This is a genomic window from Cupriavidus sp. a3 (assembly GCF_051015765.1).
Lineage (GTDB): Bacteria > Pseudomonadota > Gammaproteobacteria > Burkholderiales > Burkholderiaceae > Cupriavidus > Cupriavidus oxalaticus_A.
Genome location: NZ_CP170644.1, coordinates 695624 through 709449, shown reverse-complemented (window position 1 = coordinate 709449; position 13826 = coordinate 695624). Strand labels below are relative to the sequence as shown.

General features: G+C 67.7%; 9 protein-coding genes. 3 read left to right on the top strand and 6 right to left on the bottom strand.

Features of this window, described 5'->3' with window-relative positions:
• Positions 1-407: 407 nt before the first annotated feature.
• The 3 genes from ACAD63_RS25165 to ACAD63_RS25155 all read left to right on the top strand — a co-directional run bounded on the left by ACAD63_RS25165 (position 408) and on the right by ACAD63_RS25155 (position 4067).
• The gene (locus tag ACAD63_RS25165; protein WP_434034518.1) at positions 408-2867 is read left to right on the top strand and encodes a DUF3772 domain-containing protein; all 2460 of its coding nucleotides are present in this window, start codon (positions 408-410) and stop codon (positions 2865-2867) included.
• Positions 2868-3129: 262 nt separating this feature from the next.
• Complete coding sequence (locus tag ACAD63_RS25160) at positions 3130-3480, top strand: mechanosensitive ion channel protein MscS (RefSeq protein WP_133094345.1); 351 nt, start codon at positions 3130-3132, stop codon at positions 3478-3480.
• Between the two features lie 2 nt (positions 3481-3482).
• Positions 3483-4067 carry a class I SAM-dependent methyltransferase gene (locus tag ACAD63_RS25155; RefSeq protein ID WP_434034517.1) on the top strand — a complete coding sequence of 195 codons (585 nt, stop codon included), beginning with the start codon at positions 3483-3485 and terminating at the stop codon, positions 4065-4067.
• Positions 4068-4896: 829 nt separating this feature from the next.
• Here the strand turns inward: ACAD63_RS25155 and ACAD63_RS25150 are convergent.
• From ACAD63_RS25150 to ACAD63_RS25125, 6 genes are all read right to left on the bottom strand, one after another.
• Positions 4897-8013 carry an efflux RND transporter permease subunit gene (locus tag ACAD63_RS25150; RefSeq protein ID WP_135702943.1) on the bottom strand — a complete coding sequence of 1039 codons (3117 nt, stop codon included), beginning with the start codon at positions 8011-8013 and terminating at the stop codon, positions 4897-4899.
• Positions 8014-8019: 6 nt separating this feature from the next.
• Entirely contained in the window at positions 8020-9180 is a 1161-nt protein-coding gene (locus ACAD63_RS25145) for an efflux RND transporter periplasmic adaptor subunit (protein WP_133094342.1), read from the bottom strand.
• 2 nt (positions 9181-9182) lie between these two features.
• Entirely contained in the window at positions 9183-10658 is a 1476-nt protein-coding gene (locus ACAD63_RS25140) for a TolC family protein (protein WP_135702944.1), read from the bottom strand.
• Positions 10659-10883: 225 nt separating this feature from the next.
• On the bottom strand, positions 10884-11285 hold the full coding sequence (locus ACAD63_RS25135; protein WP_133094340.1) for a cobalt-zinc-cadmium resistance protein: 402 nt from the start codon (positions 11283-11285) through the stop codon (positions 10884-10886).
• 236 nt (positions 11286-11521) lie between these two features.
• Entirely contained in the window at positions 11522-13150 is a 1629-nt protein-coding gene (locus ACAD63_RS25130; protein ID WP_434034516.1) for a rhodanese-related sulfurtransferase, read from the bottom strand.
• Positions 13147-13764, bottom strand: coding sequence for a cysteine dioxygenase (locus ACAD63_RS25125; protein ID WP_195427085.1), 618 nt, complete (start codon positions 13762-13764; stop codon positions 13147-13149). The genes ACAD63_RS25130 and ACAD63_RS25125 overlap by 4 nt, the downstream gene beginning before the upstream one ends.
• Positions 13765-13826: the final 62 nt, after the last annotated feature.

Genomic DNA, 13826 nt, shown 5'->3' with positions numbered 1-13826 from the left:
TGTTTCCTCGCACGGCCACGCACGGCCGCGCACGGCACCGATGCGCAAAATTCTGCCCGCCGGTGCCCCATGCGCCGCCTGTGCGGGACGTGTGACCTGAACGCTTTCGTATAATGCCCCGAGCCGTGGCGGCTCCGAAAATGGTCCCGCCGCGATCGGTCAGCACGACCCGTGCCACGCATTGCCCGCTTGCGGCTTCGCCCGCAGGCCTTTCTCGTGGCTGACCCAAATTCGCCGAAGCGGATGGACTGTACGCAGCCATCCCTTCCCGTGTTCATCGCCGGTGTCCCGGCCGTTCCGCAGCGGAATCGCGATGCAGCGCCATGTGGCCCTGCCCGCACCGTGCCTTGCCATTTCCATCCGCCGCCGGAGCGCCGCAAGCCGTCACCATCCGACGAGAATCCGCCATGAGCAAAGCTTCACGGCTCGCACTGGGCCTTGCGCTCGCTGCGCTATGCCACCTGATGCCGGTCACCCTGCCCGCCGTCCATGCCGCAGGGACCGCATCGGAAGCCGAGGCCGCCGCACAAGCGCCCGCGCTGACCCACGCCGAAGCCAACGCCGAACTCAAGCGCCTGCAGACCGAGCAGGACAGCGTCAAGCAGCAGGCCTCCGACCCCGACGGCAATACCAAGCTGCATGACCTGCAAGAGACGCTGCGGCGGCTGGATGCCGACGCCGACAAGCTCGGCGCCGCCCTGAAGCCGCAGCGCGAACAGTTGCAGGCACAGCTCGACGTGCTCGGTCCGCCACCGGTCGACGGCACCACCAGGGAAGCTCCCGCGGTGATGAAGCAGCGCGCCGAGCTGAACACGCGCCGCGCGCAGCTCGACGCGCATCTCAAGCAGGCTGCCGAGAGCAAGGAGAACATCGCCAACCTGAGCGAGCAACTGGCCCGGCTGGAGCGCGGCCACCTGAAAGACCAGCTCGCGCTGCGCTCGGAAAGCATCCTCAACCCGCAGTTCTGGCAGCCGCTGTTCAGCCCGCCGCCGGAAGACCAGGCGCGGCTGGACGGCTTCCGCGACCAGGTGGAGCCGATGCTGCAGCTGGCGTGGCAGCCGTCGCAACGCGCGGCCACGGTGGCCCTGCTGCTGCTCGCGCTGGCGGTATGGACGCTGGGGCGGCGCCTTGCCGAGCGCGCGCTGGCGTGGTTCTGCCTGACCCGGCTGCCCGAGACGCGCCTGCGCCGCAGCGCGCTGGCGCTGGCGACCACGCTGGCAACGGTCTGCACCACAGGTCTCGCGGTGCAGCTGGTCTACCACGCCTTCGCGCGCAACTATGAATTGCCGCCCGACGTGATGGCGCTCTACGCGCAGCTGGTCAAGCTGACGATGACCAGCGCGCTGATCGTCGGGCTGGGGCGCGCGCTGCTGTGCACGCGCCACCCCAGCTGGCGCCTGCCTGCGCTGGCCGATCCGGTCGCGCTGGCGATGAAGCCCTTCCCCGCCGTGCTGGCTGGCCTGTTGCTGCTGGCCGGCACGCTCGAGCAGATCAACCGCATCGCCGACACCAGCCTGCAGGTCACGCTGCTGGGCCGCGGGCTGGTGTCGCTGGTGGTGGTGCTGACCATCGGCGCGGCGCTGCTGCGCGCCAACCGCGTGCGCAACGAACTCGCCGCCGCGGGCGAACGCCCGGAGGCGCGCGCCACGCTGGCCGGCATGATCCACGCCGCCGTGACCGTGCTGGTGATCGTGTCGATGGTCGCGCTGCTGGCCGGCTATATCAGCTTCGCGCGCTTCCTGACCTATGAGCTGGTCTGGTTCGACATCGTGCTGTGCAGCCTGTACCTGCTGACGCAGGTCACGCGCGATGTCTGCGAGGCCGTGCTGTCGACCAACCACGCCAGCGGCCGCGTCATCAAGCAGCTGTTCGGCGTGGACGATTCGCATCTGGAGCAGGCCTCGACCGTCCTGTCGGGCATCGGCGCCAGCGTGCTGCTGCTGGTGGCAGTGGTGGCGCTGCTGACCGGCGGCTTCGGCACCACGCCGGCGGACCTGCTCAACAGCCTGCTGATGGTGCTGGGCGGCGAGAAGCTGCGCAGCCTGAACATCATGCCGGAGCGAATCCTGAATGCGGTGCTGGCGCTCGGCGTGGGCATCTGGCTGCTGCGTTCGGTGCGGCGCTGGCTCGATGCGGAACTGCTGCCCAAGGTGTGCAGCGAGCCGGGGCTGCGCGCATCGCTGATCACGCTGTTCAGCAATGTCGGCTATGTGCTGCTGGTGCTGCTGACGCTGTCGCTGCTGGGCGTGCGCTGGGACAACCTGGCGTGGATCGTCAGCGCGCTGTCGGTGGGCATCGGCTTTGGCCTGCAGGAGATCGTGAAAAACTTTGTCTCGGGCCTGATCCTGCTGACCGAGCGCCCGGTCAAGGTAGGCGACATGGTCAGCCTGGCCGGCGTGGAGGGCGACATCCGCCGCATCAATGTGCGCGCGACCGAGATCCAGCTGGGCGACCGCTCGACTGTGATCGTGCCCAACTCGCAGCTGATCTCGCAGAACGTGCGCAACGTGACCATGAGCAACAGCACGCAGGGCGTGGCATCGCTGCAGCTGACATTCCCGCTCAATACCGATCCGGAACAGCTGCGCGACCTGCTGCTCGATGTCTACAAGGAAAACGAGTCCATCCTGGACGTGCCGGCGCCGTCGGTCATGTTCAGCCAGCTCGCTTCCAACGGCATCACGCTGTCGGTGACGGGCTACGTCGGCAGCCCGCGCATCGCCGCGGCCACGCGCAGCGACCTGTTGTTCGAGATCCTCAAGCGGCTGCGCGCCGAGGACATCGCACTGACCGAACCGCAATCGCTGCGGCTGGAAAACCTGCCGCCGTTCGGCGAAGCATCGCAACGCGCATACGCGGCGGGGTAAGTCCGCCGACCGCTCCGCCCGGTGGTCCGCGCTCAAGACATCGGTACGCCCGCCCTGCGCGAGCCCGGGCGGACTGGCCCAAATCCCCGGGGTGGATTCCGGACAGGGTGGGTGACAGGGGCCGTATTACGGCCTGTTAAAAACCGGTCCCTGAAAAAAGCCCCGTTACAAAGCTAACAAGTCGGCCTCCGCGGCGAAACACCTTGCCGGGCAGTTTGCATCCATCATTCAGGAACACAAGCTGCATCACAAGGAGTCCGACATGCGCCCCTCCACCCGAATCGTCGCCGCGGCCGCCCTGGCCGTGGCGCTGGTAGCCGCCGGCCCCGCGTCCGCGCACGGCCGCCACCATGGCGGCGGGTCGAATGCCGGCGCGGTCCTTGCCGTCGGCGCGCTGGTCGGCCTGGCGTTCGGCGCGGCGCTGGCCTCGGCGCCGGTAGTGGCCGCACCGGTGGCGGTGGCGCCGCCGGTCACCTATGCCCCCGCGCCGGTCTCGTACGCGGCGCCGGCGGTGCCACCGGGCTATTGCTACAGCGACTACGACCGCGCGTACGTGCCGTGCGGCCCGCAGCCGTCCGGCTACTACCGGCAACAGCCTTACTACGGCTACTGATCATGCCGGTCGATCGCGAATACTTCAGCCGGCTGTACGGCCGGCAGGACGACCCCTGGGGCATCGGCACGCGCTGGTACGAGGCACGCAAGCGCGCGCTGCTGATGGCCACGCTGCCGCGCGAACGCTTCGCACGCGTGTTCGAGCCCGGCTGCGGCGGCGGGCATCTTACCGTCGAACTGGCGCCGCGCTGCGATGCGCTGGTGGCAATGGAGCTTGCCGACAGCGCTGCCGGGCAGGCGCGGCAACGCGTGGCGGAGTTTGCCCACGTACAGGTGCTGACGGGTGAGCTGCCGCAGCATTGGCCCGAGGGATCGTTTGACCTGATCGTGTTTTCAGAATTGGGGTACTACTTCCCGAAGTCCGACTGGCACGAGGTCGCGGCGCTGGCGGCGGGTGCGTTGAGCGATGACGGCGTCATTGTCGCCTGCCATTTCCGGCATTTGTTCGCCGAGCAGCAGATCACGGCGCAGGCGGTGCATGATGCGATTGGTGCGCAGCACGGGCTGTATCGGCATATTCATCACCAGGAGCCGGATTTCACGATAGATTTGTGGTCCAGGCAGTTGGAGATGAGGTTGGCTTGAGGGGGATGGGGTTGGGTTTTTAGGGGCAGGCGTCTGGTGGTTTTTGTTGTGCGTGGCGGCTGGCATCTGGTGGGATTTGATATGCCCTGGTTTCGCCCCTAAAGGGGCGAGTCACTTTTGCCCGAGCGGCAAAAGTAACCAAAAACGCGTTTACGGCCCTGCGGGCGGCCACTCTTATCGTAGTATGCGTGGGATTTCGTACGGGGCTGGGCTTCGATGCAGGGCAGGACTGCCTGACGCCTTGGTGCGCCACGGTGGCTCGGGATTGACGCGGTGATTGAACGAGCCCAGAGCTGTGATTGGCCCCTACTGCTGGCGTCAACGCGGGGACGCCTGCGGCTGCGCTGCGCGCCGGCAGTATCGTAGGTCAGGGGCCTGGGCTCGGGGGCCTGTCAGAAATTTTGTGTTTAGGGCATAACATATCGCCAAGCCCAGCAAACCAACTAGGACTCGCGCGCAGCGCAGCCGCAGGCGTTCCTACCACGCCGCCCGCAGCAGGGGCCACTCAACAGCTCTGGGCTCGTTCAACAACCGAGTCAATCCCAAACCACCGTGGCGCACCAAGGCGTCAGGCAGTCCTGCCCTGCAACGAAGCCCAGCCCCGTACGAAAGCCCCAGCCCACTACGATAAGAGTGGCCGCCCGCAGGGCCGTAAACGCGCTTTCTGGTGACTCTTTGTCGCTCGGACAAAGAGTTACCCGCCCTTTAGGGCGGAACAGGGCATATCAAGCACCGCCAGATGCCAGCCGCAGCATAACCAAAAAAAACGCCCCACACGCAACCAGCGCACAGGGCGTCCCACTACCTAAACCTAAACACAAACAAAACCTTAAACCGGCACATCCCTAGTAGGATCCGGCTTCCGATCATCAAACCACCGATACAAAGTCGGCACCATCACCAGCGTCAGCAACGTCGACGTAATCAACCCGCCGATCACCACCACCGCCAGCGGCCGCTGCACTTCCGAGCCAGGCCCGGTAGAGAACAAGAACGGCACCAACCCCAGCATCGCAATGGTCGCAGTCATCATCACCGGTCGGAACCGCTGCGTCGCCCCCTGCACCACCGCCTCATCAAGCGACAAGCCCGAATCGCGCAGCGAACGGATATACGACACCAGCACCACCCCGTTCAGCACGGCCATGCCCCACAGCGCGATAAAGCCCACCGACGCCGGCACCGACAGGTATTCCCCGGTGACGAACAGCCCGATGATGCCGCCGATCGATGCGAACGGCAGCACCGTGATGATCAGCGTGGCAAAGCGCAGCGAGTTGAACAGCAGGAACAGCAGGAAGAAGATCGCAGCGATGGTCACCGGCACGATGATCTTCAGGTGGCCCATGGCGCGTTCCATGTTCTGGAACTGGCCGCCCCACTCCAGGTAGTAGCCCTCCGGCAGCTTGACCTTGGACGCAGTGGCCTGCTGCAGTTCGGCAACGAAGCCACCGAGATCGCGATCCTTCACGTTGATCATCACCACGACGCGGCGCTTGGCCATTTCGCGGCTGATCTGCGCCGGGCCGTCGTTGACTTCGATCCTGGCCACGCTCTGCAGCGGCACCTGCGTGCCGTCCGGCGCGTTCACCAGCAGCTGCCGGATCGACTGCACGTTGTTGCGGAAGTCATCCGGCAGGCGCACGGCGGCGGCAAAGCGGCGTTCGCCTTCGAAGATGTCCGTGGCGCGCTTGCCGCCGATCGAGATCTCGATCACGTCATGGATGTCCGACACGTTCAGCCCGTAGCGCGCAATCGCCTGACGGTCGATCTCGATCGACAGGTACTGCTGCCCCGAGACGCGCTCGATACGGATATCCTGCGAGCCCTGGATGCCCCCTGCCACGCGCGAGATCTCACCCGCGAGTTCACGCAGCTTGTCGAGGTCGTCGCCGAACACCTTCACCGCCACGTCCGAACGCACGCCGCTGACCATTTCGTCGACGCGGTCCGAGATCGGCTGCGCCATCACGATCTGTACGCCGGGGATGGCCTTGAGCTTCTCGCGAATGGCGTTGGCGATATCGTCCTGGGTCCACCCGTCGGGCCACTGGTCGCGATCCTTCAGGCTGGCGATCGGGGTCGATTCGTTCTGGCCCTGCGGGTCGGCCGGGCTTTCGCCGCGGCCCACGCCGGACACCACCGACTTGACGCCGGGCACGCCCAGCACCAGCCTGTTGGCTTCCTTTTCCAGCTTGATCGACTCTTCCAGCGAGATGTTCGGCACGCGGTCGATCGCGGGAACGATCGAGCCTTCCTTCATCTCCGGAATGAACGACGTACCGAGCAGCGGCACGATCAGCAGCGTCGCGACGAACGCGCCCACTGCGCTGAGCACGGTCTTGCGGCTGTTGCCCAGCGCCCAGTGCAGCATGCGCAGGTAGTGGCGCTTCATGAATGCAATCACGCGCGTGTCATGCTCGGCGCCGCCCTTGAGCAGGTACGACGACAGCACCGGCGACAGCGTCAGCGACAGGATCAGCGAGATCGCCAGCGCGATCGAGATGGTGAACGCCAGCGGCGCAAACATCTTGCCTTCCATGCCGGACAGGGTCATCAGCGGCAGGAACACCAGGATGATGATGCCCACGCCGACGATCACCGGCGTGGCCACTTCCTGCACGGCCTTGACCAGGATCTCGGTCTTGGTGAGGCCCGGCTCCTTGTGCCCCAATCGCTCGAACGCGTTCTCGACCACCACCACCGAGCCGTCGACCATCAGGCCGATGGCAATTGCCAGGCCCCCTAATGACATCAGGTTGGCCGACAGCCCCACGTGGTTCATCACCATGAACGTCAGCAATGGCGTCAGCACCAGCGTGGCCAGCACGATCACCGACGAACGCACGTCGCCCAGGAACAGGAACAGCACGATCACCACCAGCACCACGCCTTCGAGCAGCACCTTGGTCACCGTCCACAGCGCGGCGTCGACCAGTTCGCTGCGGTCGTAGTACGGCACGATCTGCAGCTTGCCGGGCAGCATGCCGCGTTCATTGATCTCCGCTACGCGTGCCTTCACGCGGCTGACCACTTCCTTGGCATTGCCGCCGCGCATCATCATGACGATGCCGCCGACGGCCTCGGTCTGGCCGTTCTTGACCAGCGCGCCCTGCCGCACCTCATGGCCGATGGAGACGTTGGCCACGTCGCGCAGGTAGACCGGCGTACCGTTGACTTCCTTCAGCACGATGCTGCCGAGGTCCTCCACGCCCTTGGCCAGGCCGACGCCGCGGATCAGGTACTGCTCGGCGTAGTGCGGCAGCACGCCGCCGCCGGAGTTGGCGTTGTTGCGCGCCAGCGCCTGGTAGACCTGCTGGATCGACACGTCGTAATGGCGCATGCGCTCCGGGTTGACCAGCGCCTGGTACTGCCGCACGTAGCCGCCCTGCGAGTTGATCTCGGCCACGCCGGGGATCGAGCGCAGCAGCGGGCGCACCACCCAGTCCTGGGCAATGCGGCGCTCGGCCAGCTCTTCCTGCGTCAGCTCGCCGTTGCCGTCGTCGGCGCGGTCCAGCGTGTACTGGTAGACCTCGCCCAGGCCGGTCGAGACCGGGCCCAGCACCGGCGACACGCCTTCCGGCATGCGCCCGCCCACTTCGATCAGGCGCTCCATCACCAGCTGGCGTGCAAAGTACACGTCGGTGGCGTCGGTAAACACCAGCGTGATCAGCGACAGGCCCGCCTTGTTCAGCGAGCGCATCTCTTCCAGGCCGGGCAGGCCCGTCATCGCCATTTCCACCGGCACGGTGACAAAGCGCTCGACTTCCTCGGGCGAGCGGCCCGCGGCTTCGGTCGCGATCTGCACCTGCACGTTGGTCACATCGGGGAAGGCGTCCACCGACAGCTTGGTGGCAGCGCGCAGGCCGAAGAAGAACAGCACCACGGCCAGCACGCAAACCACCAGCCGCTGCTTGATGGCGGCTTCGACTAGGGATTTCATCATGTCCGATTACCCTTGCTCGATGCGCTTGCGCTCGTTGTCCAGGTGGAACGCGCCATCGACCACGATGCGGTCGCCGGCCTTCACGCCGTTCTGCACCACGCGCATGCCGTCGCTCTCGGCGCCCAGCTTGACCTTGGTCAGGCGGAACTTGTTGCCCGGCATCTCGACATAGACCAGCTCGTCGTTGCCGTCACGCACCACCGAGGCCGCGGGAATCACCAGCTGGTCCTGCGGCTTGCCGGCGATCAGCATGCTGGCGAGCATGGCGGGCTTAAGGCGCCCTTCGCGGTTCTCGAGCTCGGTGCGGACCAGCACCGTGCGCGACTGCGGGTTGACCGTGCGGCCCACGTAGATCAGCTTGCCGGTGATGGTGTTGCCGCCCTTGCCGTTGGCCAGCGACGGCACCTCGATCTCAACGCTCTGCCCTTCGGCTACCTGCGCGGCCTGTTGCTCGGGCACCTCGGCCACGACCCACACGCGCGACAGGTCGGCCACGGTGTAGAGCGCGTCGGCCGGCTGCACCACCTGGCCCTGCGCCACGTTGCGCTCGACCACGGTGCCGCTGATGCTCGAATACACCGGCGAATGCGAGTTGATGCTGCCGTTCCTGGCCAGCTCTGCGATCGAGCCTTGCGACATGCCCAGCACGCGCAGCTGGTCGCGGTAGGCGCGCATCTCGGCGGAGGCGATCGCCAGCTCGCTCTCGCGGCGCTGCAGCTCGCCGCGGCCGATCACGTCGGCGGCAAACAGCTGGCGCGCGCGCTCGGCGTTGCGCACCTGCAGCTCGTGCTGCGCCTCGCTCTTCAGGAACGACATCTGCGCCGCGCCCAGCTCGCTGCTGTGCAGGCGCGCCAGCACCTGGCCGGCCTTCACTTCCTGGCCCAGCGTGGCATACAGGTCGGTGACGCGGCCGGTCACGCTGGCGCCGATGCGCGATACGCGCTGCTCGTCGAAGTCGATGCGGCCGGCCACGCGCAGCATCTCGCTGAACGGGGAGGTGCTCACCGGCGCCACTTTCAGCGACTGCTGCAGGTTGCCTTCCGGCTGGATCACGCCGGGCGGCAGCTTGGGCGCCTCGGCAACGGGTTCAGGCTTGTCGGAACAGGCCGCCAGGCTGAACGTCAGGACGGCGGCGGCCGTCAGCGAAAGCAGGAAATTGGGACGCATGGTTATTTCTGTTCGATGGTGGAGGTCGGCGGCAGGCCCGGCGCGGCGGTGGCGCCGGGGGCGGTCGACAAGAGCTTTTCGATCTGGATGGCGGCCAGCTGCTGCTCGTACTGGGCGGCGATCAGCTCGTTGCGCGCGCTGCGCAGCACGCGCTGGGCATCGATGAAGTCCAGGATGCCGCGCTCGCCGAAGCGATAGGCGGACTCGGCCACGCCCAGCGCCGACTCGGCCTCGCGCACGATGCCGGACTCCAGCGCGGTCACCTGCGCCTGCGTGATCTCGTACTGGCGGTAGGCCGATTCCAGTTCCTGCGTCAGCTCGAACTCGCGCATTTCCAGCGCGCTCTGCGCCTGCGTCGCCTGCGCGGTGGCCTCGCCCACGGGACCGCGGCGGCGGTCCCACAGCGGGATGGTCATGACCAGGCCGATCTGCGAGACGTTGTTGTCGGGCTGGCGGTCGGTGCTGGCGCGCACCGCCACTTCCGGCCAGCGCAGCGAGCGCTGGTAGTCGACGCCCAGGCGGGCGCGCTCCAGCTCCGTGCGGCGCTGGACCAGCTCGGCATTGCTCGCGGCCATGGTGTCGCGCAGCACCGGCAGCGGCGGCACGTCCGGCGACTGTCCCAGCGTGCCGTCCAGCGAGAACTGGCCCGGCATGGCGCCGCCGACCTGCTGGCGCAGCGCGGCCTTGGCCTGGTTCACGCGCAGCTCGGCGGTCTGCTGGCTCTTCTGCGAGGCCAGCAGCTCGGTCTCGGCCTTGATCAGTTCATAGCGCGGCGCTTCGCCAACCTCCACGCGCAGGCGTGCGCGCGAATGGATCTGCCGCATCATCGCCAGGTCTTCTTCCGCGGCATGCAGCTCGCTTTCGCGGCGCAGCACGTCGTAGTAAGAGGTCTTGACGCGCGCGGCGAGGTCGGCGCGGAAACCCTGGCGGGCCGCCTGCGACGACTCCAGGCCGCGCGAGGCCATGGCCTCGCGCAAGCTGCGCTGGTGCGGGTAGTCCAGCTTCTGCACCACGGCGTAGCTGGGCGCATTGCCGCTGGTCACGCCGGGCTGCTTGCCGGACAGCCGGCCGTACATCACCTCGACCTGCGGATTGGGATAGGCGCGCGCGCTGCTGATGGCGGCGCTGGCAGCATCGACATTGGCCTCGGCCGCGGCGACGCCCTTGTTGGTCGACTGCGCCATGTCGAGCAGCTGCGGCAGCGAGAAAGCGGGTCCGGCCGCGGTACCCGCGGGGCGTGCGGATGCCGCCTTGGGCACGGCCGTGGACGCAAGCAGCTCGGCGCCGGGAGTGAGTGCCGGGGCGGCGGAAATCTTCGCGGAAGGCTTGGAGAGCGGTGCGGCCGGGGCGGCGGGCGTGGTGCCCGCTGCCCCCGCGGCCTTCGCCGGGGCGGCGCCCTGCTCACCGGCATGGGCCTGGGCAGCGGCGAACGCGAGCAGCGAAAGCGACGCGATCAGGGTCAGCTTAGTTGTTGTCATGAGTCCGGAATGCAAGCAATACGACGCCTGCGCCATGCCGCCGCGCGCCCCGGCGCGAATCACGGCTGGGAATCACGGCGGGACGGACCACGGCAGCGGCTTACCCGCGCGCGGTAGCGGCGGGCAGGCTGGCGTTATCAGGCAAGGGGGCGCGGCCCGCGGCACGGCAGCTGCGGAGGCAGCGCGTGCGCGCGGGGGAGCGGCAAGGCGTGGAACGCCCGGCGCTCAGGAGCGGGTTATTGGCGGCCGGAAGAAGGCCGAAGGCGGCGGTTCGGCGCGGCCTGGGGGATATTGCGCGACATCCCCGGCGGGCAGCAGCAGCTTCACCGGGGGCAAGGCAATGAGGGCACTGGATTCTTCGATTTCGTCCAGCAGGTCCAGCGGGTCGAGCAGGTCGGCCGACCAGATATTGCAATACCCGGGCGGCGGGTCCTCGCAGATGTCGTCGTCATGCAGCCCATCGTCGCCGGGCACGATGACGCGACCCATGTCGTCCACCGACTGCAGCGCGGCCAGTTCGGTACTGGCCTGGACCTGCGGCTGCACCGACGTGCGCGCGTCCGCCACCGCTCCAAAGGAGAGCAGTGACAGGCACATGGCAGTCAGCAGCAGGAACAACAATCGCATGGGTCGGGGGCTTGGAGCACGGGGCGGAAGCGCCCTTTCGGACGGGCACCGGCCGTGCTGCGGGACAGCATTGTAACGTAACGATTACGATTGACAGAGAATCGTTACGTTCGTTCCGCAATGCAGCGAAAAGATGCATATCAATAGCGCGATTTTACCAGCAGATCGCTGAAAAGCCCGGGATAACCCTGAGCCAGGGTTTCGGACAGCCGCGGGTCTCAGAAGACCGGGCGGCCCTACACCACCCTGAACCCGTGGGTCCCGTCGCGCTCCAGTTGCGCGATCAGCCCGAACTCCCAGTCCAGGTAGCCCTGCATCGCCTCGCGCGGATTGTCGGTGCCTTCATACGGCCGGCGATAGCGGTCGGTGCGCTCTGACGCCAGGTGCGTCTCGCCGGACTCCAGCGGCAGCCCGGCCGCGATCCACGCCTGCGTGCCGCCTTCCAGCACCACCACTTCCGCATCGGTCAGCCGCTGCAGGTCGGCGGCGGCAAAGCGCGCGAGCAGGCTGGAGCCGCAAGTCAGCACATAGCGCCGCGCCTGCGGGATGCGCGCCAGCGCATCGGCCAGCTGAGCGCGGATGACGAAGTACGCGCCGGGGATATGGCGCTTGACGTAGTTGGCGCTGGCGGTGAAGTCGAGCACCACGGTGCTGCCGTCCGCGTCCTCGTCTAGCCACGCGGCCAGTTCGGCGGGTGCGACCGCCGGCACCGCTGGCGGCACCGGCACGTCTGCCGCCACCGCGCCGCTCTCGCCGCGCTCGGCCGCATCGGCCGGCTCCACCACCCAGACCTCCCAGCCCATCTGCGCCAGCCATGAACCGGTCATGCCGGCGCGCACGTCGTCGTCATCGGCCAGCACGATGCGCGCGCCGCGGACGGGGGCGTTGTGGTCGGTCTCCTGCACCAGCTGTCCGCCGGGCGCATTGACGAAGCCAGGCAGGTGGCCGTCGGCGAATTCCTCCGGCGTGCGTACGTCGAAGCGGTACACGGTGCGGCCAGGCTCCTCCAGCGATGCCAACGCCCCCAGCGCGATGCGGCGCACGCCGGCGCGGTCGGCGATCTCGCGCGCGCCGCTGCGGGCGCTGTCGCGGTTGCCGCTGCTCACTTCGGCGGGCGCACGGCGGCTGGCGCCGTGGTCGAGCTGCTGGCCCGCCAGCGTCCAGCCGATGGTGCCGTTGCGCAGCGCCGCAACCGGGTTGGGAATGCCGGCGTTGACCAGCGACTGCGTGCCGATGATGCTGCGCGTGCGGCCGGCGCAGTTGACGATCACCCGCGTGCGCGGATCGGGCGCCAGCTCGCGCACGCGCAGCACCAGTTCGGCGCCGGGCACGCTGGTGGCGGTGGGAATGCTCATGGTCTGGTACTCGTCGAAGCGGCGCGCGTCGACGATCACCGCGTCGGACTTGCTGTCGATCAGAGCCTGCACTTCCTCGGCGGACAGGGAGGGCGTATGGCGTTCTGCCTCGACCACTTCGCCGAACGACTTGCTCGGCACGTTGACGTCGCGGAACACCTCACCGCCCTCGGCGATCCAGGCGGCCAGGCCGCCTTCAAGCCGGTGCACGTTGGTATAGCCCAGCGTTTGCAGCACCGCCGCGGCGCGCGGCGCCAGGTCGTCCCCGGCGTGCTCGCCGTAGACCACGATCAGCGTATCGCGGCGCGGGATGCGCGGCCACGCTTCCAGCTCAAGCTTCGACAGCGGGAAGTTGGCGGCCCACAGCGGATGCGCCTGCGCGAAGGGGTCTTCCTCGCGCACGTCGATCAGTGCGATCTCGGCGCCGGCCAGCAGGGCCTGGCGCACCTGCGCGCGAGTGAAGGTGGGGATCGCCGTGGCGGCGGCTTGCGTGGCGTGCTGGATGGTCATGACTTCCGGTCTTCGCGGGAACGGTCCCACAGGTTAGGCAGGGTCCGGTTGGAATACCCGGAGATAAAGGGCTTGCGCGTGCCGTCCTCGGCGTAGACCGAGCGGCGCACCGCGCCGATATTGGCGCCGTACACATGGATGCTGACCGAGACGCGGTCGTCATGCACGTTGTTGACGCAATGGATGTCGCCCACGGCCGGCGACACGGCTTCTACCTGTCCGGGCAGCAGCCGCACCGGCTCGCCATGCGGCACGGGGCGGCCTTCGGCGTCGAGCACGAAGGGCTGCGAGTCCTCCGCGCCGCGCAGCATGCCGATCAGGCCCCATACGGTGTGGTCGTGGATGGGCGTGCGCTGCCCCGGGCCCCAGACAAAGCTGACGATCGAGAAGCGCTCGCCGGAATCGCAATGCAGCAGGTGCTGCTGGTAGTACTCGGGGTGCGGCTCGGCCCACGCCTCGGGCAGCCAGTCGTCGCGTGCCACCAGCCGCGCCAGCAGCGCCCCGCCCTCGCGCAGGATGCGCGGCTCGTCGGGATGCTGGTCCAGCAGCGCGGCCAGGCCGGTGATGAAATCGCGCAGCGGTGCGAGCCCGCTGGCTTCGGGGGAACTGCTCATGGAATGCCTCCGGGGTGGTTCTGTGTTCGGGCCCTCTGCGGGGCGCTGCCGCTGCAAACATA

Bases quoted from the DNA above. Each gene is read 5' to 3' on its own strand.
- ACAD63_RS25160 (WP_133094345.1), top strand. From the start codon at position 3,130: ATGCGCCCCTCCACCCGAATCGTCGCCGCGGCCGCCCTGGCCGTGGCG.
- ACAD63_RS25125 (WP_195427085.1), bottom strand. From the start codon at position 13,764: ATGAGCAGTTCCCCCGAAGCCAGCGGGCTCGCACCGCTGCGCGATTTC.
- ACAD63_RS25140 (WP_135702944.1), bottom strand. From the start codon at position 10,658: ATGACAACAACTAAGCTGACCCTGATCGCGTCGCTTTCGCTGCTCGCG.
- ACAD63_RS25145 (WP_133094342.1), bottom strand. From the start codon at position 9,180: ATGCGTCCCAATTTCCTGCTTTCGCTGACGGCCGCCGCCGTCCTGACG.
- ACAD63_RS25155 (WP_434034517.1), top strand. From the start codon at position 3,483: ATGCCGGTCGATCGCGAATACTTCAGCCGGCTGTACGGCCGGCAGGAC.
- ACAD63_RS25130 (WP_434034516.1), bottom strand. From the start codon at position 13,150: ATGACCATCCAGCACGCCACGCAAGCCGCCGCCACGGCGATCCCCACC.
- ACAD63_RS25165 (WP_434034518.1), top strand. From the start codon at position 408: ATGAGCAAAGCTTCACGGCTCGCACTGGGCCTTGCGCTCGCTGCGCTA.
- ACAD63_RS25150 (WP_135702943.1), bottom strand. From the start codon at position 8,013: ATGATGAAATCCCTAGTCGAAGCCGCCATCAAGCAGCGGCTGGTGGTT.
- ACAD63_RS25135 (WP_133094340.1), bottom strand. From the start codon at position 11,285: ATGCGATTGTTGTTCCTGCTGCTGACTGCCATGTGCCTGTCACTGCTC.